The 26,850-nt window shown below is 72.4% G+C and carries 24 protein-coding genes; 12 read left to right on the forward strand and 12 right to left on the reverse strand.

Annotation, left to right across the window (positions count from 1 at the left end):
- Positions 1 to 84: 84 nt before the first annotated feature.
- The 5 genes from QMG39_RS06250 to QMG39_RS06270 are packed head-to-tail and all read right to left on the reverse strand — an operon-like array spanning position 85 to position 4,850.
- Positions 85 to 966 (reverse strand): phosphogluconate dehydrogenase C-terminal domain-containing protein, encoded by an 882-nt coding sequence (locus QMG39_RS06250; protein ID WP_281883147.1) that lies wholly within the window; start codon positions 964 to 966, stop codon positions 85 to 87.
- Entirely contained in the window at positions 963 to 1,757 is a 795-nt protein-coding gene (locus QMG39_RS06255; protein WP_281883149.1) for a sugar phosphate isomerase/epimerase family protein, read from the reverse strand. Before QMG39_RS06255 ends, QMG39_RS06250 begins: the two co-directional genes overlap by 4 nt.
- Entirely contained in the window at positions 1,754 to 2,611 is an 858-nt protein-coding gene (locus QMG39_RS06260; RefSeq protein WP_281883150.1) for a triose-phosphate isomerase family protein, read from the reverse strand. The genes QMG39_RS06255 and QMG39_RS06260 overlap by 4 nt, the downstream gene beginning before the upstream one ends.
- Entirely contained in the window at positions 2,611 to 3,087 is a 477-nt protein-coding gene (locus tag QMG39_RS06265) for a ribose-5-phosphate isomerase (RefSeq protein WP_281883152.1), read from the reverse strand. The genes QMG39_RS06260 and QMG39_RS06265 overlap by 1 nt, the downstream gene beginning before the upstream one ends.
- Positions 3,084 to 4,850 carry a dihydroxyacetone kinase family protein gene (locus QMG39_RS06270; RefSeq protein ID WP_281883154.1) on the reverse strand — a complete coding sequence of 589 codons (1,767 nt, stop codon included), beginning with the start codon at positions 4,848 to 4,850 and terminating at the stop codon, positions 3,084 to 3,086. Before QMG39_RS06270 ends, QMG39_RS06265 begins: the two co-directional genes overlap by 4 nt.
- A gap of 165 nt (positions 4,851 to 5,015) precedes the next feature.
- On the opposite strand from QMG39_RS06270, the gene QMG39_RS06275 reads away from it, so the two are divergent.
- A complete protein-coding gene (locus QMG39_RS06275) occupies positions 5,016 to 5,750 on the forward strand; it encodes a FadR/GntR family transcriptional regulator (RefSeq protein ID WP_281883156.1) in 735 nt (244 codons plus the stop codon).
- Between the two features lie 24 nt (positions 5,751 to 5,774).
- Here QMG39_RS06275 and QMG39_RS06280 read toward each other — a convergent pair whose 3' ends face one another.
- The 3 genes from QMG39_RS06280 to QMG39_RS06290 all read right to left on the reverse strand — a co-directional run bounded on the left by QMG39_RS06280 (position 5,775) and on the right by QMG39_RS06290 (position 10,775).
- Complete coding sequence (locus tag QMG39_RS06280; RefSeq protein ID WP_281887185.1) at positions 5,775 to 6,797, reverse strand: LacI family DNA-binding transcriptional regulator; 1,023 nt, start codon at positions 6,795 to 6,797, stop codon at positions 5,775 to 5,777.
- 61 nt (positions 6,798 to 6,858) lie between these two features.
- A complete protein-coding gene (locus tag QMG39_RS06285; RefSeq protein ID WP_281883158.1) occupies positions 6,859 to 7,965 on the reverse strand; it encodes a dienelactone hydrolase family protein in 1,107 nt (368 codons plus the stop codon).
- Positions 7,962 to 10,775: an alpha-L-rhamnosidase gene (locus tag QMG39_RS06290; protein ID WP_281883160.1), complete on the reverse strand. Its 2,814-nt coding sequence runs from the start codon at positions 10,773 to 10,775 to the stop codon at positions 7,962 to 7,964. The genes QMG39_RS06285 and QMG39_RS06290 overlap by 4 nt, the downstream gene beginning before the upstream one ends.
- Before the next feature lie 262 nt (positions 10,776 to 11,037).
- On the opposite strand from QMG39_RS06290, the gene QMG39_RS06295 reads away from it, so the two are divergent.
- The 3 genes from QMG39_RS06295 (at position 11,038) to QMG39_RS06305 (ending at position 14,299) form a co-directional block, all read left to right on the forward strand.
- Positions 11,038 to 12,360, forward strand: coding sequence for an ABC transporter substrate-binding protein (locus QMG39_RS06295; protein WP_281883162.1), 1,323 nt, complete (start codon positions 11,038 to 11,040; stop codon positions 12,358 to 12,360).
- Between the two features lie 104 nt (positions 12,361 to 12,464).
- On the forward strand, positions 12,465 to 13,397 hold the full coding sequence (locus QMG39_RS06300; RefSeq protein WP_281883164.1) for a carbohydrate ABC transporter permease: 933 nt from the start codon (positions 12,465 to 12,467) through the stop codon (positions 13,395 to 13,397).
- Positions 13,394 to 14,299, forward strand: a complete 906-nt coding sequence (locus tag QMG39_RS06305; RefSeq protein ID WP_281883167.1) for a carbohydrate ABC transporter permease — start codon at positions 13,394 to 13,396, stop codon at positions 14,297 to 14,299. Before QMG39_RS06300 ends, QMG39_RS06305 begins: the two co-directional genes overlap by 4 nt.
- 12 nt (positions 14,300 to 14,311) lie before the next feature.
- Here the strand turns inward: QMG39_RS06305 and QMG39_RS06310 are convergent, their stop codons facing one another.
- Complete coding sequence (locus tag QMG39_RS06310) at positions 14,312 to 15,094, reverse strand: nucleotidyltransferase domain-containing protein (RefSeq protein ID WP_281883169.1); 783 nt, start codon at positions 15,092 to 15,094, stop codon at positions 14,312 to 14,314.
- A gap of 119 nt (positions 15,095 to 15,213) precedes the next feature.
- On the opposite strand from QMG39_RS06310, the gene QMG39_RS06315 reads away from it, so the two are divergent.
- The 6 genes from QMG39_RS06315 (at position 15,214) to QMG39_RS06340 (ending at position 22,329) form a co-directional block, all read left to right on the forward strand.
- Positions 15,214 to 15,603, forward strand: coding sequence for an L-rhamnose mutarotase (locus tag QMG39_RS06315; RefSeq protein WP_281883171.1), 390 nt, complete (start codon positions 15,214 to 15,216; stop codon positions 15,601 to 15,603).
- Positions 15,604 to 15,632: 29 nt separating this feature from the next.
- Positions 15,633 to 16,799 carry an L-rhamnose isomerase gene (gene rhaI / locus QMG39_RS06320; protein ID WP_281883173.1) on the forward strand — a complete coding sequence of 389 codons (1,167 nt, stop codon included), beginning with the start codon at positions 15,633 to 15,635 and terminating at the stop codon, positions 16,797 to 16,799.
- Between the two features lie 180 nt (positions 16,800 to 16,979).
- Positions 16,980 to 17,897: an alpha/beta hydrolase fold domain-containing protein gene (locus QMG39_RS06325; RefSeq protein ID WP_281883175.1), complete on the forward strand. Its 918-nt coding sequence runs from the start codon at positions 16,980 to 16,982 to the stop codon at positions 17,895 to 17,897.
- 9 nt (positions 17,898 to 17,906) lie between these two features.
- Positions 17,907 to 19,943, forward strand: coding sequence for a bifunctional aldolase/short-chain dehydrogenase (locus QMG39_RS06330; RefSeq protein ID WP_281883177.1), 2,037 nt, complete (start codon positions 17,907 to 17,909; stop codon positions 19,941 to 19,943).
- A complete protein-coding gene (locus tag QMG39_RS06335; protein ID WP_281883179.1) occupies positions 19,940 to 21,364 on the forward strand; it encodes a rhamnulokinase in 1,425 nt (474 codons plus the stop codon). Before QMG39_RS06330 ends, QMG39_RS06335 begins: the two co-directional genes overlap by 4 nt.
- The gene (locus QMG39_RS06340; RefSeq protein WP_281883181.1) at positions 21,361 to 22,329 is read left to right on the forward strand and encodes a serine hydrolase domain-containing protein; all 969 of its coding nucleotides are present in this window, start codon (positions 21,361 to 21,363) and stop codon (positions 22,327 to 22,329) included. The genes QMG39_RS06335 and QMG39_RS06340 overlap by 4 nt, the downstream gene beginning before the upstream one ends.
- A 63-nt stretch (positions 22,330 to 22,392) precedes the next feature.
- Here the strand turns inward: QMG39_RS06340 and QMG39_RS06345 are convergent, their stop codons facing one another.
- Together QMG39_RS06345 and QMG39_RS06350 are read right to left on the reverse strand one after the other, a co-directional pair.
- Entirely contained in the window at positions 22,393 to 23,064 is a 672-nt protein-coding gene (locus QMG39_RS06345) for a TetR/AcrR family transcriptional regulator (RefSeq protein WP_281883183.1), read from the reverse strand.
- Positions 23,065 to 23,119: 55 nt separating this feature from the next.
- A complete protein-coding gene (locus tag QMG39_RS06350) occupies positions 23,120 to 24,088 on the reverse strand; it encodes an aldo/keto reductase (protein ID WP_281883185.1) in 969 nt (322 codons plus the stop codon).
- 106 nt (positions 24,089 to 24,194) lie between these two features.
- On the opposite strand from QMG39_RS06350, the gene QMG39_RS06355 reads away from it, so the two are divergent.
- Together QMG39_RS06355 and QMG39_RS06360 are read left to right on the forward strand one after the other, a co-directional pair.
- Positions 24,195 to 25,163, forward strand: coding sequence for an NYN domain-containing protein (locus QMG39_RS06355; protein ID WP_281883187.1), 969 nt, complete (start codon positions 24,195 to 24,197; stop codon positions 25,161 to 25,163).
- Between the two features lie 37 nt (positions 25,164 to 25,200).
- On the forward strand, positions 25,201 to 26,121 hold the full coding sequence (locus QMG39_RS06360; RefSeq protein ID WP_281883189.1) for a 2-hydroxyacid dehydrogenase: 921 nt from the start codon (positions 25,201 to 25,203) through the stop codon (positions 26,119 to 26,121).
- Between the two features lie 19 nt (positions 26,122 to 26,140).
- Here QMG39_RS06360 and QMG39_RS06365 read toward each other — a convergent pair whose 3' ends face one another.
- Complete coding sequence (locus QMG39_RS06365; RefSeq protein ID WP_281883191.1) at positions 26,141 to 26,803, reverse strand: hypothetical protein; 663 nt, start codon at positions 26,801 to 26,803, stop codon at positions 26,141 to 26,143.
- Positions 26,804 to 26,850 lie beyond the last annotated feature (47 nt).

Genomic DNA, 26,850 nt, shown 5'->3' on the forward strand with positions numbered 1-26,850 from the left:
GCGGCCCCGCATCCCCGCGGCCGAGTACGCGAAGTGCGGGAACCCTTCGCGGGTTCCCGCACTCTGCGTACTCGGTGGCGCGGGTCAGCGCTCGATGCGCTCCAGGTGCAGCATCCGCGCGAGGTTCTTGTCGAGCTCGTCGTCGCGGAAGACCTTCTTCCAGTCGTCCTTGATGATCGACTCCTTGCCGTAGTCCATCGCGATCAGGCACGCGTCGCTGAACGGGTTGTCGCCGCGCAGGCCGTTCGCGAGGGCGACCTGGGTGTGGCCGAGCAGGATGCTCCGGGCCGCCGCCTCGGGCACGCCCATGGTGTTCACGGCCTCGTCGAGCGATTCCTTCAGCAGGGCGCCGATCATGCACGCGATCGTCTCGACGAGGGTCGGCTCGAGCTGCGCGAGCTGCTTGATCGTGACCCAGTGCACGTCGACGACGGGCGCGTAGATCGCGCGCACGGTCGCCTCGACGATGGCCTGCTTCGCCGGGTCGTCGGACTCGATCGCCGCGATCGCGTCCTGCGGGGCCGCGATGCCGCCGAACGTGTCGGCGTACTCCTCGGGCGTGGTGCGCTGCAGGAAGATCGACGGGTGGCACGGGTGCGCGACGGCCTGGATCACGTCGTCGCGCGTCGTGAGCAGGCCCGCGTACGCGGCGGCGGGGTCGAGCGTGAGCACGATCGCGCCCGCCTTCATCTGCGGCACGACCTCGGCGGTCACCGGGGCGAGCGCGAGGTCGGGCACCGCGAAGACGACGATGTCGGCCTCGCGCACGGCGTCGGACAGGTCGGTGAGCGCGCGGCCCGCGGCCTCGACGCGCTCGCGTCCGGCCGGGGCGACCTCGACGTAGAAGACCGTGTGGTCGGTCTCGACGAGGTTGTCGGAGACGCGCATCCCCATCTTGCCGCCGGCGCCGAGCACGGCGATGGTGTGGGTGTCGGTCTGCGGGGGGTTGTGCACGGTGTCGGTCATGACATGCTCCTCAGGTACTCCAGTGCGGTGGCCGTCCACTCCCGTTCGGTGCGGACGGTGGTCTCGGGGTCGCCCTGCCAGGGCAGCCAGTGCTCGACGATCTCGTTGATGCCGCGCTCGCGCGGGCGGATCTGCTCGAACAGGTACGGATACTCGCCCAGGCCCTCGCCCATGGGCGTGCCGGTGTAGGTGAAGCCGACCCAGCCGTCCTGGCGGGCGAAGGCCGAGTCCTTGGCGTGCACGTTGCGGGTGAGCGCGGCGCACGCGTCGATCGTGTCGCGCGGCAGTTCGAGCGCGGCGACGACGTTGGCCGGGTCGAGGCAGATGCCGAGCCGGTCGCTGCCGACGCGCTCGACGAGTCCGACGAGCTCGGCGGTCGGCAGCTGCTCGTACGTCTCGAGCGCGAGGGTGACGCCGGCCGCCTCGTAGTCGCGGATGCTGCGCGCGAGCAGCTCCTCGGCCTCGGCGAGCGTCGGCCGGAAGTCGGGGCCGAACACCATGCTGCGCACGAGGTGCGCGTCGAACGCGTCGGCGAGGCGCAGGAAGCGCGCGAGGTGGTCGGCCGCGATGCCCTTGGTGCCGAGCTCGATGGTGAGCCCGAGGTCGGATGCCGCGCGGGCCGCGTCGCCGATCTCGGCGTCGGAGAGCTCGAGCAGCGGCGCGTAGTCGCAGACCTGGAACAGGTCGACGCCCAGCGCCCGGGTCTGCTCGAACGCGCCGATGAGGTCGAGCGGCTCGGGCACCCGGTCGGAGTGCTGCCAGAAGAAGGCGTAGGTGCCCAGCCCGATCATCGCCCGCCCTCCCCCGCGTCAGAGCCCGTCGAGTCGTCATGAAGTGTCGGAATCGGCCCGCCGATAGCGGCACTTCGTGACGACTCACGAAAACGGCGGTCGGCGAGGGCGGCGGCCTCGTCGAGCACGGCGAGGAAGGCGTCGGGGTCGTGGCCGAACCGGCCGACGAAGAGGCCGTCGACCGCGCCGTCGAGCGCGGTCAGCAGGCCCGGGCCCGCCGAGCCGCCGTAGATCACGCCGGAGCCGTCGCGCCCCTCCAGCTCGGCGACCGCGGCGCGCAGGCCGAGCGCGACGTCCGTGATGTGGTCGGCCGGGGCCGGCTCCGGGGCGCCGATGGCCCAGACGGGCTCGTAGGCGACGACCACGCGACCGGCGGGGGCGGAGTCGAGCGCGCGGTGGACCTGGCCGACGACCTCGGCGACGGCGTCGGCCGGAGGCATCCGCTCGCCCTCGCCCACGCAGAGCACGGGCACGAGCCCGTTCCGCAACGCGGCCCGGGTCTTCGCGGCGACGACCTCCTCGGTCTCGCCGAACAGGCGGCGCCGCTCGGCGTGGCCGACCTCGACGTGCGTCGCGCCGACCTCGGCGAGCTCCGCGCCGGACACCTCGCCCGTGAACGCGCCGCGGTCCTCGGTGGCGAGGTCCTGCGCGCCGACGCGCACCGGCGACCCGGCGACCGCGGCGACGGCGGCCGGCACCTGCAGGTACGAGGGGATGACGAAGCACTCGACCCGTCCGTCGGCCACCGCCGGGTGCGCGGGCACGCGCGCGGCGACCTCGCGCAACCAGTGCAGGCCGTCGGCGTGCCCGAAGTACATCTTCAGGCTGATGCCGATCGAGACGGGTGCGGGCATCAGCAGCTGCCGGTGGTCTCGTACTCGTCGAGCACGGCGACCTTCTCGGCCGACGCCGAGGTCGGGTCGAAGCGGTAGGTGAGCCACTCGCGCACGAGGCGGCGGGCGAGCTCGATGCCGACGACACGCTGGCCCATCGTGAGCACCTGGGCGTTGTTCGACAGCACGCCCCGCTCGACCGAGAAGCTGTCGTGCGCGGTCACGGCGCGGATGCCGGGCACCTTGTTCGCGGAGATCGCGACGCCGAGGCCGGTGCCGCAGATGAGCAGCGCGCGGTCGGCCTCGCCGTCGCGCACGAGCTCGGCGGCGGTCACGGCGACCTTCGGGTACGGGGTGTGGCCGTCGGCGTCGACCCCCACGTCGACGACGGACGCGACCCCGTCGCTCGCCTCGAGGTCGCGCTTCAGGATCTCCTTGTAGTCGAATCCGGCGTCGTCGCTGCCGATGACGATGCGGAGCGGTGCGGTGTCGGTCATGCCGAGGGTCCCTTCGGTGTTGCGGAGGCGGCGGCGAGCGTCTCGCCGACCGCGGTGACGATGAGGGCGAACGAGTGCGCGCCCGGGTCGGGGGTGCCGAGGCTCTTCTCGGCGTGCGGCCGGGCGCGTCCCATGCGGGGCAGCAGGTCGGCGGTGGCGGCAGCGGCAGCGGATGCCTCCGAGGCGGCGCTCGCCCAGGCGTCGGCGAGCCGGGAGCCCGCGTCGACCTCGCGGCGCAGCGCGTCGGCGAACGGCACGAGCGCGTCGACCATGGTCTTGTCGCCGACCTCGGCCTTGCCGTACGAGCGGATGCCGGTGTCGGCCGCGGTCACGCCTGCAGCGACAGCGTCGCGCGTCGGCGCGGCCTCGTCGCCCAGGGTGGCGCCGACCTCGCGCAGCGCGAGCCCCCAGAGCGCACCCGAGGTGCCGCCCGCCCGGTGCGACCAGCCGTCGCCCGCGCGGGCGAGCGTCGTGCCGGCGCCCGCGCCCGCCTCCACGGCCTCGCGGGCCGCGGCCACGGCCGCGTGCGACCCGCGCTGCATGCCGATGCCGTGGTCGCCGTCGCCGGCGATCGCGTCCATGCGGCCGAGCTCGTCGGCATGGGCGTCGACCGTTTCCGCGACGGTCTCGAGCGCGGCGAGCACGGTGGCGGCGGCCGCGCGCGAGGCGGGCGTCGCGTCGGGGATCGTCGGGGTGGCGGGGTCAGCCGACTCAGGGGCATCCGTCGCCGTGTCGAACTCGGCACGCATGACCGAGCCGCGCCGGTACGCGGGGGTGTCGACCGGGGTCTCCCAGAGCTCGGCGAGCTCGTCGTCGAGCCAGAAGAGCGTGAGCGAGCAGCCGGCCATGTCGAAGCTCGTGCAGTACTCGCCGACGTGCGGGTCGACGACCTCGACGCCGGCGGCCTCGAGCAGCTCGGCGACGCGGCGGTAGACGACGAAGAGCTCCTCGTACTTCAGCGCCCCGAGTCCGTTCAGGATCGGCACGACGCGCGCGCCGCGTGGGGAGTCCACGCCGTCGGGCAGCTCGGCATCGGCGAGGAGGTCGCCCACGAGGCGCTCGGCGAGCTCGTCCGCGGTCGGGATGTCGGTCTCGTCGATGCCGGGCTCGCCGTGGATGCCGAGGCCGACGGCCATGCGCCCCTCGGGCACGGTGAACAGCGGGGCGTCGGCGCCGGGGAGGGTGCAGCCGGTGAACGCGACACCGAAGGAGCGGGTGCGCCCGTTGGCGAGGCGCGCGACGCGGGCGACATCGGCGAGGTCATGGCCGGCCTCCGCCGCAGCGGCGGCCGCACGGAACACGGTGAGGTCGCCGGCGATGCCGCGGCGCCGGTGCCGCTCGGCGACCGGGGCGCTCGAGATGTCGTCGGTGACGGTGACGGTCTCGCAGGCGATGCCCTCGGCGCGCAGCTGCTCCTGCGCGGCGTCGAAGTTCAGCACGTCGCCCGCGTAGTTGCCGTAGCTGAGCAGCACGCCCGCGCCGTGCTGGGCGGCGCGCGCGACCGAGTGCACCTGCTGCGTCGCGGGCGAGGCGAAGAGGTTGCCCATCGCCGCTCCGTGGGCGAGGCCCTGGCCGACCAGGCCGCCGAACGCCGGGTAGTGGCCCGAACCGCCGCCGACGACGACGGCCACCTGCCCCTGCGGGGAGCGGGTGCTGCGGACCACCCCGCCGGGGACGCTGCGGACGTACCGCCGGTTGGCCGCCACGAACCCGGCGATCATCTCGTCGGCGAACGCGTCGGGCTCGTTGAAGAGTCGAGTCAACGCTGTCTCCTGTCGGTGCGCGCCCGGGTGTCGTGCGCCGGGCGCAGCCATTCAACCAAACCGGTTGACCAATTTCAAGCGGGTCGATAGGTTCGGAGCGGCGCAGGGCGGTTCGGAGCCCGTCGCGGCGCGGTAGGTTCGTTGCCCGAGGAGAGGTGGTGGCGCATGCCCGTCTTCCGCGACGACGCGCCTGCGGAGATCACCGCGGCACTGCAGGCACTGCCCGCGCGATCGGCCGTCTCGGTCGTCGCCGAACGCCTGCTCGAGCTCTTCACGAGCGGATCGATCGCCGCCGGCACCCGCCTGCCCCCGGAGCGCCAGCTCGCCGCCACCCTCGAGGTCGGCCGCTCGGCCGTGCGCGAGGCGCTCGCGGCGCTCGAGATCCTCGGCATCGTCGACGTGCGGCCCGGCTCGGGCACCTACCTGCGCGGCACCGCGAGCGAGCTGCTGCCCCAGACCCTCAGCTGGGGCATGCTCATCGGCGAGCAGCGCACCGCCGAGCTGCTCGAGGTGCGCTCGGGCCTCGAGATCTACGTGGCCCGCCTCGCCGCCGAGCGGCTGACCGACGAGGAGCTCGCACGCCTCGCCGAGCACCTCGATGAGATGGCCGATGCCACCGACGACCTGCACGCGTTCGTCGCCGCGGACCTCGCGTTCCACCAGGACCTCGCGCGCGCCGCCGGCAACACCGTGCTGCTCGACCTGCTGCAGATCGTGCGCTCGCTGCTGCGCGTCTGGGTCGACCGTGCGGTGCAGGACCCGGACCACGCCGCCATCGCGCTGCGCGAGCACCGGGCCGTGCACGACGCGCTCGCGGCGCGCGACGCCGACCGCGCGGCATCCGCCATGGCCGCCCACATGGCGACCGCCTCGGCGCGCCTGCAGTCCGCGACCGCCTGAGGCGGGCACCTCACCGTCGTCGGGTCAGGAACCGCCGCCGGTCGACTCACGCACCACGAGTTCGGGCCGGAACACGACATGCTGGCGCTCGGGCGCGGCGCCGGACGCGGCATCGGACGTCTCGCGCATGAGCAGGTCGACCGCGGTGTAGCCCATCAGCACGGCGGGCTGGCGGATGGAGCTCAGCGGCACGACCGCCGCCTGCGCGAAGTCGATGTCGTCGTAGCCGATCAGCGCTACGTCGTCGGGCACCGCGAGGCCGCCCATCATCACGAGCGCCTGCAGCACGCCCGTCGCGAGCAGGTCGTTGGCGGCGAACACCGCGTCGGGCCGGTCGGCGGCAGCGCGCTCGCGCAGCGCCTCGCCCGCCCGGCGCCCCTCCAGCACGGAGAGCGAGGTCGTCGCGACGACCTCGAGCGAGGCATCCGGCACCTGCGCGATCGCCTTGCGCGCGCCCTCGAGGCGATCCGCGACCTGGCGGATGCCCTGCGGGCCGCCCACGAACGCGATGCGCCGGCGCCCGATCGACAGCAGGTGCTCGACGGCGAGCGCACCGCCCTCGACGTCGTCGACGGCGACGGACGACAGCGACTCCTCGGGCGACTCGCGGTCCACCAGCACGACGGGCGTGCCGCGCTCGGCGAGCCGTGCGAAGCGCGTGAGGTCCTCGTCGAGCGGCGACACGACGAGGCCGTGCACCCGCTGCTCCTCGAACGAGTCGAGGTAGCTCGTCTCGCGCGCGAGCTTCTCGTCGGAGTTGCCGAGCAGCACGTTCATGCCGTCCTCGGACGCGCGGTCCTCGGCGCCGCGGGCGATGTCGGTGAAGAACGGATTGCGCACGTCGAGCACGACGAGGCCGATGCTGCGGCTGCGGCCGGCGCGCAGCTGGCGGGCCGCGTCGTTGCGCACGAACCCGAGGTCCTGGATCGCGGCGAGCACGCGCTCGACGGTCGCCGGCGCGACCTTGTCGGGCCGGTTGAGCACGTTCGAGACGGTGCCGACCGACACGGATGCCGCGAGGGCCACGTCGCGCACGCTCACCGCCATGGCGTCCGCCCTCCGTCCGGCCCCGTCGACCTGTCGGCGAGTGTAGGGCATGGGAGCGCGATCATCGCGGCGCCTCCCCGTCGCCGACGAACGCGACGGCCTCGGCGAGCATCGCGGGCGTGAGCGCATGCCCCGAGTCGTGGAAGCTGCCGCGGTAGTCGGCACCGGATGCCTCGAGCCGCGCGTGCGCGTCGCGCATGCCCGCCTCGGGGAACAGGTCGTCGTGCAGCCCGTACTGCACGAGCCGCCGTGGGCGTAGCGGCGCGGCGAGCAGTTCGTGCAGCTCGGCGTGGCGCGGGAGTCCGGGACTGTTGACGAGCCAGGAGTGGGCCTCGACGTGGTCGGGCACGAGGGCGCGCCACGTCGTCATCATGCAGGCGACGACGACGGCGTCGAACCCGCCGTCGAGCGCGGCCAGGTACGCCGCCCGCGCCCCGCCACCGGAGTAGCCGAACAGCGAGAGGCGGTCGGCGTCGACCATGGGCAGCGCGCGCACCGCATCGAGCGCGACGAGGTCGTCGTGCGCCACGAGGCCCGCGAACGACGTGCCGAGCAGGGAGGCGGCACGGGCGAGGCTGGGTTCGAGCACGGATGTCTCGCGGTCGCCTGCCGCGGGCTCGTCGAGCCGTATGCCGTTCGCGGCATCCGTCGCCTCGAGCGCCGCGAGGAGCGGTGCCGTCGCGGTGCCCGGCCGCAGGCGGACGCGACGGGAGCCCCACCCGAAGGTGTCGAAGGCGATCGCCGCGAACCCGGCCTGCGCGAACGCGTTGCCGACGCCGAGCCCCGAGTAGAGGCGCTCGCGCGCCCCCCGGACGCGGCCGTCGTCGCCCGGGACGTCGATCATCGGCCGGCCGCCGACGTGCGTGACCCCGCCATGCGCGTGCAGCAGCACGACCGTCGGGAACGGCCCCTCGCCCTCCGGCGCGACCCACCACGCCTCGGTCGGCGCGCCGTACCCCGCGTCCCACTCGAGCGCGCCGCCGCGCAGCCCGTCGGTGCGCCAGCCGCCGGTGTCGCGTGCGCTCGTCGGCCCGTGCGCGGGCACGCCGAGCACCTCGGCGAGCGCCGCCGCCCCCTCGTCGCCCGGCCGGTGGAGCGGCCGGTCGTCGAGGTAGTCGGCCAGCGCGGCGAGTCCGATGCCACCGCGCCGCAGCGCGGTGTCGGTCACCCGGCCAGCCCCCTTTCGCGATTCAGTTCGCCCAGCGCCGCCGCGACCGCGTCGAACTGGACGGCGGTGGTGCGCATGCGGATCGCCTCGCCGAGGTCGCGGCCGGGAACCCAGGCGATGCTGCGCAGCATCGGCGCCGAGCTGCCGGGCTCTCCGCCGTCGAGCGCGCCGGCGAGCGCCGCATACGCCTCCGGGTCGTCGACGATGTCCGCGAGCGGGCTCTCGAGCGAGACCACCCCCGGCGACGGGGGGCTCGCCGGCGCCGGCACCCGCCACGCGTGCACGCCCGAGCCGATCTCGACCTCGTCGTGTGCACCCGGGAGGTGCACGGTCGCCGTCGTGTTCGGCGGCACGGTCGCCTCGATCGCGACGTCGTCGCCCTCGCGGCGCCACGCCACCCTGGCAGTGCCGTACGGCGTGAGATGCTCGGCCGACGCGTGGTCGAAGCCCTCGAGCGGCGTGGGCGCGATGCGCAGCGCGCGGTAGCCGTCGGCGGCGGGCGCGAGACCGGCGAGCACGCGGTGCATCCAGTCGGCGATCGCGCCGAGCGCGTAGTGGTTGAACGAGGTCATCTCGCCGGGGTTGATCGACCCGTCGGGCAGCATCGAGTCCCAGCGCTCCCAGATCGTGGTCGCGCCCATGGTGACCGGGTACAGCCACGAGGGGTTGCCGGTCGCGGTGAGCAGCCGACGTGCGGTGTCGACGTGCCCGGTGCTGCTGAGGGCGTCGGCGATGATCGGCGTGCCCACGAAGCCCGTGCCGATGAGGTACCCGCCGCGGCGGGAGAGCTCGGCCAGGCGAGCCCCCAGCGCGTCGCGCTGCGCGTCGTGGGCGATGCCGAACTCGATGGCCACGGCGTAGCCGGTCTGCGCGTCGGACACCATGCGGCCCGACGGCGTCACGTACTCGGCGAGGAACGCCTCGCGCACCTCCTCGCGCAGCCGGCCGAACCGCTCGGCATCGGCCGCATGCCCGAGGCGCTCCGCCGCGCGCGCGACGAGGTCGACCGACCGGAACAGGTAGGCGCTCGCGACGATGTCGGTGTCGGTCTTCGCCTTGAACGGGTTCTCGGGCGGGGCATCCGGGTCGAGCCAGTCGCCGAACTGGAACCTGCCCTCCCACAGCCGCCGGTCGCCCGCGATCGCGAGGATCGCCTCGGTCCACGCGACCATGCTCGGGTACTGGCGCGCGAGCACCTCCTCGTCGCCGAAGCGCTCGGCCAGCACCCACGGCACGACGGTCGCCGCGTCGCCCCACGCCGCGGCGGGGGTCGGGTCGGCGTCGAGCACGTTCGGCACCACGAAGGGCACGACGCCGTCGACCTGCTCGATGGCGAGGTCGACGAGCCACGAGTCGAGGAACCCGCGCACGTCGTAGAGGAAGCTCGCGGTGGGCGCGAAGACCTCGATATCGCCGGTCCAGCCCAGGCGCTCGTCGCGCTGCGGGCAGTCGGTCGGCAGGTACAGGAAGTTGCCGCGCAGGCCCCAGACGACGTTCTCGTGCAGCTGCCGCACGAGGTCGTGCGAGGTGTCGAACCACCCGGTGCGCTCCATGTCGCTGTGGATCACGACCGCGGTGACGTCGGCCGGGTCGAACTCGCCCGGCCAGCCGGAGACCTCGGCGTAGCGGAAGCCGTGGAAGGTGAACTCGGGCTCCCAGGTCTCCTCGCCGGCACCCGCCAGCGTGTAGTGGTCGGTGGCCTCGGCCGCGCGGAGCGGCCGCACGCCGAGCTCGCCGTGCTCGAGCACCTCGGCGTGGCGCAGCATCACCGTGTCGCCCGCCGCGCCGCGCACCGTGATGCGCAGGCGGCCGACCAGGTTCTGGCCGAAGTCGAGCACGGTCGCGCCCGAGGGCGTCGTGATCACCTCGGCGACGGGGAGTTCCTCGATGCGGCGGACGAAGGGCGAGGTGCGCGCCTCGGGTACGACCAGCTCGGGGCCGGGCGCGGCAGGCGTCCACGCCGACGCGTCGAACCCGGGCTCCGACCAGCCCGGCAGCTCGCGTCGGGCGTCGTGCGACTCCCCCGCGTAGATGCCGCTCGCGGTCACGGGCGACGGATGCGACGACCAGGCGCCCGGCCCGGTGCGCACGCGCAGCTCGCTGCCGTCGTCGTACTCGACCACCAGGAGGGCCGCGAACGCGGGCTGCTCGCCGTAGACGCGGCGGGCGTGGTCGCGGAACCCGTACTCCTCGGTCGCCCAGGCGCCGGCGAGCCGCACGCCGATGGCGTTGGCACCGTCGCGCAGCAGCCCCGTGACATCCGTCGTCTCGTGGATGAGCCGCTCGCGGTACGGCGTCCAGCCGGGCTTCAGCACCTGCTCGTCGACGTCGGTGCCGTTGATCGCGACCTGGTACGCACCGAGCGCGGTGGCGTAGAGGGTGGCGGCTGCCACGCCGGCGTCGAGTGCGAACTCGGTGCGCAGCAGCACCGGCTGCGCGGGGCCGTCGGGGGCCGCGTGGGCGATGGGCGCGGCATCCCACTCCCCGTCGGCGAGGAAGCCGGCTCGGATGCCGCGGGGCTCGCTCCAGGGTGAGGTCGCCCCGTCGGCACCCGTGGTGCGCACCCGCAGCTCCACGTGCTCGCGAGGTGCCAGCGGCGCGAACGGCCAGGGCACGTCGACCGAGTCCCGGCCGGCGACCGACGACGTCTCGACGTCGTCGCCCCGGCGGAGCTCGAGTTCGGCCGCGGACTGGAGCCAGCCGGGGGCGTCCGTCTCGGTCGCCCAGGAGAGGCGGGGCCGGGCGGACGCGACGATGTCGCTGCCGCGCGGGGCCCCTGCGTCGACGCGTACGGTACGGGGGTCGCTCATCGTGATCCTTCCGCTCCGGGCCTCGTCGCCCGGGCTGTGGTAATCGTGAATCGATTCACGATTTCTGTCAACCGGTTCGCCCGATACCGTGCGACCGGCGCGGCGAGTTGTCCACTGAAACGAATCAATGCGTTGCACGATCGTTACCGAGAATCATTTGACGAGCGGGGACAACAGGCCTACAGTTCCAACTGAACCGTTTCAAAGCAGAGGCGGGGCAGCATGCACCAGGGCTGTCCGCTCTCTTTACAAGGAGGTAAAGATGCAGATCGCACGCAACCGGCGCACCCGCGCCGTGGCGGTGGCGGGAGCGGCCCTGCTGGCCCTTCCCCTCGCCGCATGTTCCGCCGACAGCGGTGACGACTCGAGCGGTGGCGACGAGGCCATCGAGCTCTCGTTCCTCATCGACAACGGCGAGCAGACCGTCTCGATGGTCGAGGCGCTCACCGAGGCCTACACCGCCGAGAACCCGAACATCACGTTCGACATCGAGCAGCGGCCGGGCGGCGGCGAGGGCGACAACATCGTCAAGACCCGCCTCGCGACCGGCGAGATGAACGACCTGTTCCTGTACAACTCGGGCTCGCTCTTCCAGGCGCTCGGGCCGGACCAGACGCTCACCAACCTCGACGACCAGCCCTGGGTCGCCGACCTCACCGACGACTTCAAGACGGTCGTCTCGACCGACAACGGCGTGTACGGCACGCCGATCGGCACCTCGATGGCCGGCGCCGCGCTCTACAACATCCCGATCTACGAGGAGCTCGGCCTCGAGGTCCCCGAGGACTGGGACACGTTCATCGAGAACAGCCAGGCGGTCAAGGACGCCGGCTACGTGCCGATCGCCCAGACCTACGGCGACACCTGGACGAGCCAGCTCTTCGTGCTCGGCGACTTCGGCAACGTCGACACGCAGGACCCGAGCTGGGCCGAGGAGTACACGGCGGGCAACGCCAAGTACGTCGACCAGCCGGCGCTGCAGGGCTTCCTGAACCAGCAGGACGCCTACGAGGAGGACCTCTTCAACGAGGACTTCGCCTCGGCGCTCTACGACGACGGCGTGCGCATGGTCGCGACCGGTGAGGCAGCGGTGTACCCGATGCTGAGCTTCGCGGTCGGCGTGCTGCAGAACTCGTACTCGGAGAACCTGAACGACGTCGGCGTGTTCGCACTGCCGGCACAGGACGCCGCCGACACGACGCTGACGATGTGGCAGCCCGCCGGAATCTACATTCCGAACACGACCGAGGGCGCGAAGCTCGAGGCCGTGAAGGACTTCATGGCCTTCACCGTCACCGCCGAGGGTTGCGAGATCCAGGTGACCGCGGGTGGCGCGAACGGCCCGTTCTCGATGACCAACTGCACGCTGCCCGACGACGTGCCCCAGCTGGTCAAGGACATGCAGCCCTACTTCGACGAGGGTCGCACCGCTCCGGCGCTCGAGTTCCTCTCCCCCATCAAGGGACCGGCCCTCGAGCAGATCACGGTCGAGGTCGGCTCGGGCATCCGCTCGGCCGAGGACGGCGCCGCGCTCTACGACGAGGACGTGGAGAAGCAGGCCGCCCAGCTCGGTCTCGACTGGTAGGCGCGCCTGACGCGTAACGTGTAGTCCATCGACGAGGAGGGGCCGGCAGCCGCCCGGCTGCCGGCCCCTCGCTCGTCGGCGGACCACTGATCAATGGAGATTCGATGACCGCGACAGCGACGCCCCCGACGGCGAAGACCACCCCGCCCCCACGCACGAACGGCAAGCCGAAGCGGCGCACCATGAAGAGCGCCTACCCGCTCTGGTTCTACATCCCGGCCGGCATCCTCTTCACGGTGCTGTTCCTGGTCCCGACGATCTCGTCGTTCTACTTCAGCCTCACCCGGTGGTCGATCTTCGACGTCGAGTTCATCGGGTTCGAGAACTACGTGCAGTTCTTCCGCGAGCCGGCGCTCGTGCAGGGCTTCATCAACACCTTCATCTTCGGCTTCATGACCTCGGGCCTGAAGGTCATCCTCGGCCTCCTGCTCGGCGTGCTGCTCACCTCGAGCGTCATCGGCCGCGGGTACCTCCGCTCGGTCGTCTTCTTCCCGGTGCTGGTCTCGGTGATCGGCGTCGGCTTCACGTTCCGCGCATTGATGGACCCGTTCGACGGCGCCATCAACGCTGTGCTCGGGTGGTTCGGCATCGACGGCCCCGGCTGGCTCACCGACCCGGCGCTGGCGCTCTACTCGGTCGCCCTCGTCGACGTCTGGCGCGGCGTGGGCCTCGCGACCCTCATCTACATCGCCGGCATCGTCGGCATCCCGCAGGAGTACTACGAGGCCGCACGCGTCGACGGCGCGAACGCCTGGCACAGCTTCCGGCACATCACGCTGCCGCTGTCGTGGCCGGCGACCAGCACGGTCGTGCTGCTGTCGCTCATCGGCGGCCTCCGGTCGTTCGACCTCATCTGGGCGATGACGAGAGGCGGACCGGGCTTCACGAGCGACGTCATCGCGTCGGTCATCTACAAGCAGTACCAGGCCGGGTTCTACGGCCTCTCCACGGCGGGCAACGTGATCCTGTTCCTCGTCGTCACCGCGATCGTCGTGCCGCTCAGTATGTGGCTCCGGAAGAGGGAGGTCGAGCAGTGAGCGAGACGCGCGTCGTCACGACCCAGGTCGCCGAGGGCCAGAAGCCGATGAAGATCCGCAGGCGGCGTCCCATGACCTGGAGGGCCAAGCTGCAGCGGTACGGCATGGGGTCGCTCGCGATCCTCGCCTCGATCGTCGTGTTCCTGCTGCCGTTCCTGTTCATCCTGTTCCAGGCCGGGAAGGAGCGCCAGGAGGCGTCGCTGTTCGCGTTCGCACCGCCCGAGCAGTGGATGCTCTGGGAGAACTTCATCGCGGTGCTCGAGACGCGCAACTACATGGTGGTCACCGCGTTCTGGAACTCGATCGTGCTGACGATCGCCGCCGTCTCGATCATGGTGATCCTCGGCTCGATGGTCGGCTACGTGCTGCAGCGCCGGAAGTCGCGCTGGAACCCGCTGGTCATGCTGTTCGTGCTCGCCGGACTGATCATCCCGCCGGCCGTGGTGCCCACGGTCTGGGTGATGCAGTCGCTCGAGCTCTACGGCACGCTGATCGGCCTGATCCTCATCGAGGTCACCTTCGGGCTCGCGTTCACGGTGCTGCTGATCCGCGCGTTCGTCGCCGCGATCCCGCGGGAGCTCGACGAGGCCGCCATCATCGACGGCGCCGGGTCGATGCGCCTGTTCTTCACGGTGATCTTCCCGCTGCTGCGCGGCGTGATCGTGACCGTGATCGTGGTGCAGGCGGTCACGGTGTTCAACACGTTCGTGAACGCCCTGTACTTCCTCCCCGGCGAGCCGACCGTGCAGCTCACGCTGTACAACTTCCTCTCGCAGTCGGGCAACCAGTGGAACCTGCTGTTCATGAACATCCTGATCATCACGATCCCGCCACTGATCCTCTACATCTTCTTCAACCGGCAGATCGTGGCGGGCATGACGAGCGGCGCCGTCAAGGGGTGATGCGCAGATGGCTCAGGCGTACTCCGCGGGAAGCGTGCCCCGGAGCCACGCCAGCTCGTTGTCGCGGATGAACGTCGAGAGCGTGGACTCGGCCGGCAGCATGTCGCCGGTCCACGCCTCGACGGCGGCGACGAGGCGGGCGGATGCCTCCGGCGAGCCCGTCCCGACCGTCTCGTGCCAGGCTGCGGCCACGTCGCCGGGCACGGGCAGGTCGGCCATCGCGGCCGTGACGTACTTCGGGCCGCGCAGGAATCGTCGCGCCTTCGCGAGCGCCAGCCGCCCGACGGCCAGCGTCAGGTGGGTCGTCGCATGCGACCGCAGGAAGTCGTCGCCGAACGCGACGGACTGCTCGAGGAAGTAGCCGCCGTGGATACGCACCTGCGCCAGATGCGAGGCGACGCGCCGGTCCCACTCGGCGTCATCGAGCCGGGCGACCGCATCGATCGCCCGGCCCAGGCCCGGGTCGCGCGACCAGGCGACGCGGGCACCCTCGAACGACGCCCGCGTCGGGTCGTCGCCGCGGCGGGCGGCCTCGGCCAGGTACCACGGGCACGTGAGCTTCACGTCGACGTACCCGCCCGGGTAGTCGACGTCGTGGCGCTCGACCCACGCGACGCGGTTGTCGGCGAGCGCCTGCCGGAAGTCGCGGTCGGGCACGACGAGGTACACGTCCACGTCGGAGTCCTCGCGCTCGGTGCCCCGCGCGACCGAGCCGACCACGACGACCCCGGTGGCGTCCCCCGCCGCGCGCTGGTCGGCGACGAAGGCGGCGAGCGCCCGTTCCTGGTGTTCCATGCTGGGCGCTCCTCCGCATCGAGTGACTCGGGGTCGAGCCTAGCCGCGCGAGTTGCGGTCGACACGCCGGGCGCGGTATCGTTGAAACGATTCACCCCCAACTTGAACGGAGCTCGACGATGAGCAGCAGCACCCCGGCGCCGCAGCGCGTGTGCTTCCAGCTCCAGGTGCACCCCGATCGCCTCGAGGAGTACACCCGCCGCCACGCGGCCGTCTGGCCCGAGATGCTCCAGGCGATCGCCGACGCCGGGCGTCGCAACTACTCGCTCTTCCTCCGCCCCGACGGGCTCCTCATCGGCTACTACGAGACCGACGACGACGAGGCCGCCCAGCGCGCGCTCGCCGCCGACCCGCGCACCGCGGCGTGGGAGGCCGAGATGGCCCCGTTCTTCGTGGCGCTCGACGGCGCCCGTCCCGACCAGGGCGCCCCCCAACTGACCGAGGTCTTCAATCTCGAGGACCAACTCGCCGCGCTCGACGACGAGCCCGGCCCGACCCCGCCGGCGTGAGCCGGCACCGACACAGAAAGCGACGACCAGTGAGCATCCTGACGCCAGAAATCCAGGCCGAACTCGCCAAGCAGGCGATCGAGCTGCCCAGCTGGGCCTTCGGCAACTCGGGCACCCGATTCAAGGTGTTCGGCACGCCCGGCACCCCGCGCGACCCCTACGAGAAGATCGCCGACGCCGCGCAGGTCAACCAGTACACCGCGCTCTCCCCGTCGGTCGCCCTGCACATCCCGTGGGACAAGGTCGACTCCTACGACGACCTCCGGAAGTACGCGGAGGACCTCGGCGTCTCGCTCGGCACCATCAACTCGAACACGTTCCAGGACGACGACTACAAGTTCGGCGCCCTGACCCACGAGGACGCGGGCATCCGCCGGAAGGCGATCGACCACCACCTCGAGTGCATCGACATCATGGACCAGACCGGGTCGCGCGACCTCAAGATCTGGCTCGCCGAGGGCTCGAACTACCCCGGCCAGACCGACATGCGCGGCCGCCAGGACCGCCTGAACGACTCGCTGCGCACCATCTACGAGCGGATCGGCGACGACCAGCGCCTCGTGCTCGAGTACAAGTTCTTCGAGCCGTCGTTCTACCACACCGACGTTCCCGACTGGGGCACGAGCTACGCCCAGGTCGCCTCGCTCGGCGACAGGGCGATGGTCTGCCTCGACACCGGCCACCACGCGCCGGGCACGAACATCGAGTTCATCGTCATGCAGCTGCTGCGCCTCGGCAAGCTCGGGTCGTTCGACTTCAACTCGCGCTTCTACGCCGACGACGACCTGATCGTCGGCGCGGCCGACCCGTTCCAGCTGTTCCGCATCATCGTCGAGGTCATCCGCGGCGGCGGCTACGGCGACCCCGACGTCGCGTTCATGCTCGACCAGTGCCACAACGTCGAGGACAAGATCCCCGGCCAGATCCGCTCCGTGCTGAACGTGCAGGAGATGACCGCCCGCGCGCTGCTCATCGACCACGAGGCGCTCCGCGCCGCGCAGGTCTCGGGCGACGTGCTCGCGGCGAACGCCATCTTCATGGACGCGTTCTACACCGACGTGCGCCCCGCGCTCGCCGAGTGGCGCGAGAGCCGGGGACTGCCCGCCGACCCGATGGCCGCGTTCGCCGCGTCGGGCTACCTCGCGAAGATCGCCGAGGAGCGCGTCGGCGGCGTGCAGGCCGGCTGGGGCGCCTGACATGACGCTCGCCGCCCGCGCCGGTGCGCGAACCGTGGTCTCCCGGGGGGACGGCCACGGTTCGGGCACCGTCGGCGTGCGCGGCGAGCGACGCAATCTTCCCGCGGCGCGTTGCGTGGTGGTGGCGCGCCGCGGGATCCTCTTCACGTACTTCCGGGGGGAACGATGGGGCGCCAGGGCATGAGCATCGCGCACCTGCTCCGCGTCTACGAGGCGACGGATGCCACGGGCGAGCCGCGCACCGACCGCACCCTGCTCGTGTGGGCGCACGGCGGCGCGTTCGCCTTCGGCGACCTCGACATGCCCGAGGCCGACTGGGTGGCATCGCGCTTCGCCGAGCGCGGCACGCCCGTCGTGTCGATCGACTACCGGCTCGCGGGACCGGGCACCACGTTCCCCGCGGCATCCGACGACGTGCTCGTCGCCTGGCGCTGGGCCGTCGCCAATGCCGAGCGCCTGGGCGCCCGGCGCATCGTCATCGGCGGTGCGAGCGCCGGCGCCAACATCGTGACCGGCGCGGTGCTGCGCATGCTGGCGGCCTCCACCGGTGGGGTGCGCGAGCGGATGCCCGACGCGGTGTTCCTCGCCTACCCCACGCTGCACGCCGTGCAGCCCGCCCCGGGCACCGACCTGCGGGCCGCGCTCGATGCGAACCCCGAGGCCGACCGCTTCGGGCCCGCGGCGGTGCTCGAGATGTACGAGAACTACCTCGGCGGCACGGTCGAGGGCGCGCCGCCGGCCGCGATCCCCGGCACCGCCACCCGCGACGAACTCGTCGGCTTCCCGCCCACGCTCATCGTCAACGACGACCTCGACGAGCTGCGCGTCTCGGGCGAGGCGTTCGCCGCCATGCTCGCCGACGCGGGCGTGGACGTCACCTGCGAGACCGAGCCCGACGTCGACCACGGGCACCTGAACCGACCCGATCACCCCGCCGCCGCGCGCACCGTCGCGCGCGTCGCCGCGTGGTTCGACGACCTCGCCGCGGGCGCACCCGAGGCATCCGCCGCGCTCGTGCCGGAGGCATCCGCCCCGCCGACGTCCTCCACCGCCGTTCCCACGACAGACCCGACCGAACCGACCCCGACGCTCACCTAAGGAGCCACCATGACGAACCCCGCAGCCGCCGACCTCATCGCGCGGTCGAACCGCCTCGGCGCCGACCCCAAGAACACCAACTACGCCGGGGGCAACACCTCGGCCAAGGGCACCGAGACCGACCCGGTCACCGGGCAGCCCGTCGAACTGCTCTGGGTCAAGGGCTCGGGCGGCGACCTCGGCACGCTGCAGGAGCGGGGCCTCGCGGTGCTGCGCATGGACCGCATGCGCGCGCTCGTCGACGTGTACCCCGGCGTCGACCGCGAGGACGAGATGGTCGCCGCGTTCGACTACGCGCTGCACGGCAAGGGCGGCGCGGCCCCCTCGATCGACACCGCCATGCACGGCCTCGTCGACGCCGCGCACGTCGACCACCTGCACCCCGACGCAGGGATCGCCATCGCCACCGCGGCCGACGGCGAGGAGCTCACCGCGAAGATCTTCGGCGACAAGGTCGTCTGGGTGCCGTGGCGCCGCCCGGGCTTCCAGCTCGGCCTCGACATCGCCGCGATCAAGGACGCCAACCCGCAGGCCGTCGGCTGCATCCTGGGCGGCCACGGCATCACCGCCTGGGGCGACACGAGCGAGGAGACGGAAGCCAACTCGCTCTGGATCATCGACACCGCAGCCGCGTACATCGCCGAGCACGGCACGGCCGACCCGTTCGGCGGCGTGGTCGCCGGCTTCGAGGCCCTCCCCGAGGCCGAGCGCCGGGCGAAGGCCGCCGCGCTCGCCCCGACCATCCGCGGCCTCGCGAGCCACGACAAGCCCATGGTCGGCCACTACACCGACTCCGACGTCGTGCTCGACTTCCTCGCCTCGGAGAAGCTCGGCCCGCTCGCCGAGCTCGGCACGAGCTGCCCCGATCACTTCCTGCGCACCAAGGTGAAGCCGATGGTGCTCGACCTGCCGGCGGACGCCTCGGTCGAGGACTCGATCGCGCGCCTGAAGGAGCTGCACGAGGCGTACCGCGCGGACTACCAGGCGTACTACGACGCGCACGCGACCGAGGACAGCCCCGCGATCCGCGGCGCCGACCCGCTCATCGTGCTCGTGCCCGGCGTCGGCATGTTCAGCTACGGCGCGAACAAGCAGACCGCGCGCGTGGCCGGCGAGTTCTACGTCAACGCCATCAACGTGATGCGGGGCGCCGAGGCGCTCTCGACCTACTCCCCCATCTCCGACGCGGAGAAGTTCCGCATCGAGTACTGGGCGCTCGAGGAGGCCAAGCTCCAGCGCATGCCCAAGCCCAAGACCCACCAGGGCCGCATCGCGTTCGTGACCGGCGCCGCCTCGGGCATCGGCAAGGCCATCGCGACCCGCCTCGCGGCCGAGGGCGCGTGCGTGGTCGTCGCCGACCTCGACCTGGAGAAGGCGCAGAGCGTCGCCGCCGAGCTCGGCGGCACCGACGTCGCGATCGGCGTCGCCGCGAACGTGGCCGACGCCGCGGGCGTGCAGGCCGCGATCGACGCGACCGTGCTCGCGTTCGGCGGCATCGACCTGGTCGTCAACAACGCCGGCCTGTCGCTGTCGAAGCCGCTGCTCGAGACCACCGAGAAGGACTGGGACCTCCAGCACGACGTCATGGCGAAGGGCTCGTTCCTCGTCTCGAAGGCCGCCGCGAAGGCCCTCATCGAGCAGGAGATGGGCGGCGACATCATCTACATCTCGTCGAAGAACTCGGTGTTCGCCGGCCCGAACAACATCGCCTACTCGGCGACCAAGGCCGACCAGGCGCACCAGGTGCGACTGCTCGCCGTCGAGCTCGGCGAGTACGGCGTGCGCGTCAACGGCATCAACCCCGACGGCGTCGTGCGCGGCTCGGGCATCTTCGCCGCGGGCTGGGGCGCCAACCGCGCCAAGACCTACGGCGTCGAGGAGAAGGACCTGGGCAAGTTCTACGCGCAGCGCACCATCCTCAAGCGCGAGGTCGTGCCCGAGAACGTCGCCGACGCGGTGTTCGTGCTCACCGGACCCGAGCTCAGCCGCACCACCGGCCTCCACGTGCCGGTCGACTCCGGCGTCGCCGCCGCGTTCATCCGATGAGCACGTCGGGCCACGTCGCCGCGATCGACCTGGGCGCGACCAGCGGCCGGGTCATGCTCGGCGCGGTCGGGCCGAACTCGCTCGAGCTGCACGCGGTCGGCCGGTTCCCGAACCAGCCCGTGCGCACGATCAACGGGCTGCACTGGGACCTGCTCGCGCTCTACCGGGGCGCGGTCGACGGGCTGCGCGCGGCCGTCGCCGAGGCGCCCGACGTGGCGAGCATCGGCGTCGACTCGTGGGCGGTCGACTACGCGCTGCTGCGCGACGGGCGCATGCTCGGCACGCCGTTCCACTACCGCGACGAGCGCACGGCGGCGGGCGTCGAGGCGGTGCACGCCGTCACGCCGTTCGAGGAGCTCTACCGCCGCAACGGCCTGCAGTTCCTGCCGTTCAACACGGTCTACCAGCTCGCCGCCGAGCGCGACGGCGGGATGCTGTCGCTCGCCGACACGATGCTGCTCGTGCCCGACCTCATCGCGTACTTCCTCACCGGCGAGGCCGTGGCCGAGCGCACGAACGCCTCGACCACGGGCCTCGTCGACGTGATCACGCACGCGTGGGACACCGAGCTCGCCGAGCGGCTGCAGCTGCCGGCATCCGTGCTGCCCCGCCTCGTGGACCCGGGCGAGCGCATCGGCTCGACGCTCGGCTACGTGAACGACGGGATCGGCGCGATCTCGCCGATCGACGTGGTGGCGGTGGGCTCGCACGACACGGCGTCGGCCGTGGTCGCGGTGCCCATGCGGGCCGAGACCGCGGCGTACATCTCGTGCGGCACCTGGGGCCTCGTGGGCCTGGAGCTGGAGCAGCCGGTGCTGACGGATGCCGCGCGGCAGGCGAACTTCACGAACGAGGGCGGCGTCGACTCGCGCGTGCGCTTCCTGCACAACGTGATGGGGCTGTGGCTGCTGAGCGAGTCGATCCGCGAGTGGGAGCGCGCCGGCGAGTCCGTCGAGCTGACCGAACTGCTCGCCGCGGCGGCATCCGTCACCGCACCCGTCGCCGTGTTCGACGCGAACGACCCGCGATTCATGGCGCCGGGCGACATGCCCGCGCGCATCGCCGAGTGGTGCCGCGAGCACGATCAGCCCGTGCCGTCGACGCAGGCCGAGTTCGCGCGCAGCATCATCGAGAGCCTCGCCGAGGCGTTCGGCGACGCCGTGCGCACGGCTGCCGAGCTGTCGGGGCGCACGGTCGAGACCATCCACATGGTCGGCGGCGGCGCGCTCAACGAGCTGCTCTGCCAGCGCACGGCCGACCGCGCGGGGCTGCCCGTGCTCGCCGGCCCGGTCGAGGCCACCGCCATCGGCAACGTGCTCGTGCAGGCGCGCACGCAGGGCTTCGCGGGCGGCGACCTCGAGTCGCTGCGTGACCTCGTCGCCACGGCGTTCGCGCCGCGCCGCTACGATCCGAAGGCATGACGACGTTCGACCACGCCTTCGACTGGGCCCGACGCCACGTGGACGCGGGCACCCTTCCCGGCGGGGTGCTCGGCGTCGCCACGAGCGACGGCATCATCGCGCTCGACGCCTTCGGCGACGCGGGCACCGGCGACCACTACCCGCTGTTCTCGATCACGAAGCCGCTCGTGGGGCTCGCCGCGCTGCGCCTCATCGAGCAGGGGCGGCTGACGCTCGAGACGCCGCTCGCCACCGCGGTGCCGGAGTTCGGCGCCGACCGCGACGACATGGTGCGTCTGCGGCACCTCGTGAGCCACACCTCGGGCATCCCCGAGCCGGCGCTCGACGTGCCGCCGGGGCTGCGCCCCGCCCTGCTCGCCCCCGGCCGCGACTTCGCCGCGGGAGCCATCTCGCGCTACTCGACGATCGCCTACGAGGGCATCGCCGCGCTCATCTCCCATGCGGGCGGCGCGCCGTGGGAGCAGCAGGTGCTCGAGACGCTCGCGGGGGCGGATGCCACGGGCGTCACGTTCGACGTCGAGGCGACGCGCCACGCGCCCGTCGAGTGCGCCGAGCAGGGCGTCGACTGGGAGCTGTTCGCGTCGCACCGCAATCCCGGCGCCGGGGCGTTCGCGACCGCCGAGGACCTCCTCGCGGTCGCCGTCTCGCTGCTGCGCGACGACGGCAGGCTGGTGCACCCGGTCACCCGCGCGATGATGCGGCGCTCGCTCACCGACGGCATCCCGACCATCGACCCGTACCCGCCCGAGCGCGGCACGCACTGGGGCTTCACCTGGTGCCTGCGCGACGCGGCGCCCGCGGCGCTCGCCCGCGACGCGTTCGGCCACGGCGGCTGGGCGGGCACCGACTTCTGGGTGCACCCCGAGCACGACGTCGCGTTCGTGTTCCTCACCAACGTGGCGTCGTCGGGCCGGCTCGGCCTCGGCCTCGACGAGCTCGACAACGCGGTGGTCACCGGGCGCTGAGCCGACCGGCGGCATGAGCCGGCGGCATCCGTCGCACTTCCCGTGGGCCTCAGGGCGTGCGCGTCAGGTGCGCTCGGCGCGCGTCGGGGGCTCGGCCCGGCGACCGTGCACCGCGATGTTGAGGTCGTCGGTGCTGAACGGCTCGGTCGGCATCGGCTGCGCGGTGTCCGACGCGCGGAGGCCGTCGAGCGTGATCGTGCGGTAGCGCGCGAGGGCGACGCCGCGCTGCGGCTCCGGGAACCGCAGCACGCTCGCCATGGCGAGCGGCAACATGCCGAGGTCGGTGCCGGTCACGTCGGTGCGCAGCGACCCCTCGTCGTGCGCGCGCTGCACGAACGCGGCGACCGCCTCCTCCCAGCGCATGCCGGGCCGGTAGTCGGGGTCGAGCTCCGACATGCGGTGCAGCACCGCGGGCGTCGCCGGGTAGTCGACCAGTATCGCGAGGTTGCCGTCGAGGAACGCGACGACCTGGTCCCAGCCCGAGTCGAGCTCGGCGAGCTGCTCCATGACCACGTCGATGCGCGCGGCGGCGCGGTCGTAGAGCGCGCGGATCAGGTCGGCGTAGGTCGGGAAGCGGCGGTACAGCGTGCCGATGCCGACCCCGGTGCGCTCGGCGAGCTCGTGCAGCGAGGCGTCGATGCCCGCCTCCGCGAAGTATTTCTCGGCCTCGTCGAGCAGGCGCTCGCGGTTGAGTGCGGCGTCACGGCGGAGCGGTCGGGTTGTTGTTACTGACACAGCCTCATCTTACGACCGGTGCCGTCCGGTACGCCCGGGCACGCCCGGTCGTACGTCATGCGGCAGATGCCGCGGAGAGCTCGTCCAGCTCGGCCGACGACAGCTCGAGGGTCGCCGAGGCGAGCAGCGCGGGCAGCTGGTCGACGTGACGCGCGCTCGCGATGGGCGCGACCACGGTCGGCTGCACGCGGAGCCAGGCGAGGGCGACGGATGCCACGGGCACGCCGTGCGCCGCCGCGATGCGGTCGAGCGCGGCCAGCACGGCGGTGCCGCGGTCGTCGAGGTACGACGAGGCGGCCGCGGCGCGCGGGCTGGCGTCGGCCGCAGCGGCATCCGCCCCGCTCCGGTACTTGCCGGAGAGGAAGCCCTTGGCGAGCGAGAAGTAGGCGAAGACGGCGAGGCCCTCGCGCTCGGCGCGCTGCCGGAGCCCGTGCTCGAAGTCGCGCTCGACGAGGTTGTAGTGGGGCTGGAGCGCCGCGGCGCGGTGGAACCCGTTCGCCTCGGTCACCTGGAACCACTCGTCGATGCGCTCGGGCGTGTAGTTCGAGATGCCGATCGCCCGCACCTTGCCCGCGTCGACCAGGCCCGAGAGCGCGCCGACGGTCTCCTCGAGCGGCACGGATGCGTCGTCGAAATGGGCGTAGTAGAGGTCGATGCGGTCGGTGCCCAGGCGCTGCAGCGACGCGTCGGCCGCGGCGCGGACGTTGTCGCCCGCGAGGCCCGTGAATTCGGGGTGCTGGCTCACCTTGGTCGCGATGACGACGTCATCGCGGTTGCCGCGGGCACGCATCCAGTCGCCGATGACCGTCTCGCTCTCGCCGCCGATGTGGCCCGGCGCCCAGGCCGAGTACGCGTCGGCCGTGTCGACGAAGTTGCCGCCGCCCGCGACGAAGGCGTCGAGCACGGCCTCCGATTCCGCGACGTCGGCGGTCCAGCCGAAGACGTTGCCGCCGAGGTTCAGCGGGAACACCTCGAGCCCGGTGTCGGCGATGCGGATGCGGGTGGCCTGCGCGGTCTCGGTCATGGAGCTCCTCCGGGTGTTCGACGTGCGTCTTCAGGCCAACGTCCGCGCGCCACGGGTATTCCCCGCGTAGGCTCGGGTCCGAGACCGCACGCGACGAAAGGCCGCCATGCCCACCACCGCGGAACCCCGCGTCGCCATCTACCTCGACTTCGACAACATCGTCATCTCGCGGTACGACCAGCTGCACGGAGACATGTCCTACCGGCGCGACACCGGCAGGCGCTCCTCGACCGCCAAGGCCGAGACCGCCACGAAGCTCGAGGCCGCCACGGTCGACGTCGACGCCGTGCTCGACTTCGCCGCGACCTTCGGCACGATCGCCGTCGCGCGCGCCTACGCGGACTGGTCGAACCCGGTGAACGCGAGCTATCGCAGCCAGCTCATCGACCGCGCGGTCGACCTCGTGCAGCTGTTCCCGCTCTCGGCGACCAAGAACGGCGCCGACATCCGCCTCGCGGTCGACGCCGTCGAGGACCTCTTCCGGCTCGACGACCTGACGCACGTGGTGATCGTCGCGGGCGACTCGGACTACGTCGCACTCGCGCAGCGCTGCAAGCGACTGAGCCGCTACGTCGTCGGCATCGGCGTCGCCGGCGGCACGAGCCGCGCGCTGACGGCCGCGTGCGACGAGTTCGCCGACTACGACGCACTCCTGCAGACCGACGCGGACGTGGAGGAGGACGAGCGGGCGGCCGAGGAGGAGGCCGCCGCGGCGGCGAAGTCCGGCGGCGGGAAGGCCGCGTCGAAGGGGTCGTCGGGCGGCAGGAAGAAGGGCGGGTCCGCGTCGGAGGACGCCGACTCGGGGGCATCCGATGCCGAGCCCGAAGCCACGCCGTCGACCCGGCATCCCGGCCGCCTGCTGATCAAGGCGCTCGAGCTGCTGCGGGCGAAGAACGACGACGAGTGGCAGCAGTCCGGCGCGGTCAAGAACCAGATGCTGCGGATGGATCCGGGCTTCCAGGAGCGCCGGCTCGGCTTCGGATCGTTCACCGACTTCCTGAAGTCGAGGGGCGGCGTGGTCGAGGTCGACGAGACGCCTCCGCACCGCGTCCGCATCCGCCCGAAGAAGGGCTAGGGCGCCGCACGGCACGAACGGCGTGGAGAATGGCGGGGTGACCGACGCAGCCCTCACCGTGACCGTGCCCGATGCGACCCTGCGCGACGCGCTCGGCCCACTGCCCGAGGGCGTGAACGTGTTCGAGTGGGACTTCCAGGGCCCGCCGCCGGCACCGGAGCTCGACCTCGTGGTGCCGCCGTACATGGGCGGCAACGCGGTGCTGCGCGCGCTCGAGGGCGTGCCCGTGCGGCTCGTGCAGAGCCAGTCGATCGGGTACGACGGCGTCGCCGGCGTGCTGCCGGCGGGGCACGTGTTCGCCAACGCGACGACCGTGCACGAGACCTCGACCGCCGAGCTGGCGCTGGCGCTCGTGCTCGCGGCGCAGCGGGGCATCCCGCGATTCGTCCGGGCCGCAGACGAGGGGCGCTGGGCGCCGGTGGCGCTGCCGAGCCTCGCCGACCGGCGCGTGCTGCTCCTGGGCTACGGCGGCGTGGGGGTCGCGATCGAGGACCGCCTGCTGCCGTTCGAGGCGGTCGTGACGCGCGTCGCGAGCCGCGCGCGCGAGAGCGACCGCGGGCGCGTGCACGGCATCGATGAGCTGCCCGAGCTGCTGCCCGACGCCGAGATCGTGATCGTCGGACTGCCGCTGTCGGACGCCACGCGTGGCCTCGTCGACGACGCGTTCCTCTCCGCGCTCCCCGACGACGCGCTCGTCGTGAACGTCGGCCGCGGGCCGGTCGCCGACACCGACGCGATCCTGGCGCACGCGCACCGGCTGCGCTTCGCGCTCGACGTCGTGGATCCGGAGCCGCTGCCCGACGGGCATCCGCTCTTCGCCGCACCGAGCGTGCTGATCAGCCCGCACGTGGGCGGTGCCTCCAGCGCCATGCTCCCCCGCATGGCCGCGCTCGTGCGCCGCCAGGTCGCGCACCTGCTCGCGGGCGAGGAGCCCGAGAACGTGGTGCTGCGCACCTGACGGCGCGGGGTTCCCCGAGTCAGGGAGTCGCGCGGCGGGCGACGGACTCCGCGGCGAGCGCCCAGCCCCACATGAGGGGGAGCATGACGCTGCCCATCGACGTGATCTCGGTGATGACGAAGAACCCCGGGAGGAACGCGATGAGCAACCACGCCGTCGTGCGCGGACGGAACCCGCGACGCAGCAGCACGATGCCGAGCGCCGCGCCGCCGAGGCCGATCACGAGTGCGGCCGCGAGGCCGACGAGGAAGAAGAGGTCGGTCCACGGCGTGTAGTAGTCGCCGGTCAGCGCGAGCGTGAGCAGGCCGTAGGCGCCGAGCTGCACGCGCCAGAGCACGCGCTCCGCGCCCACCGGTCGGCGGCTCCGGTACGCGAGCACGGCGGCGGCGAGGAACGCGAGGCACACGGGCAGCCATATCTTCCCGTAGGTCCAGTACACGAAGAGCGGGTCGCCCCAGTCGAGCAGGGGCCGCAGCGCGTCCATCGAGGGAACCGACCACGCGGCCAGCAGCGGCGATGCGAGGTCCTCGGGGTGCGAGGCGGCACGGCTCAGGGCGTGCAGCTGGCCGGCGACGGTGCCGAACGCGGCGAAGACCCATGCGAGGGTCGCGATCAGGCGGGCGTGCGCGGGCGCGACCCGCCGGATGTCCGGCCGTTCGGAGGCGAGGGTGTCGGTGGTCATGTCGGTGCTCCTTCTCGGTGCGTGTCGGTCGGTGGTGCGACGAGGTG

It is taken from the genome of Agromyces rhizosphaerae, assembly GCF_027925245.1.
Taxonomy (GTDB): Bacteria; Actinomycetota; Actinomycetes; order Actinomycetales; family Microbacteriaceae; genus Agromyces; species Agromyces rhizosphaerae.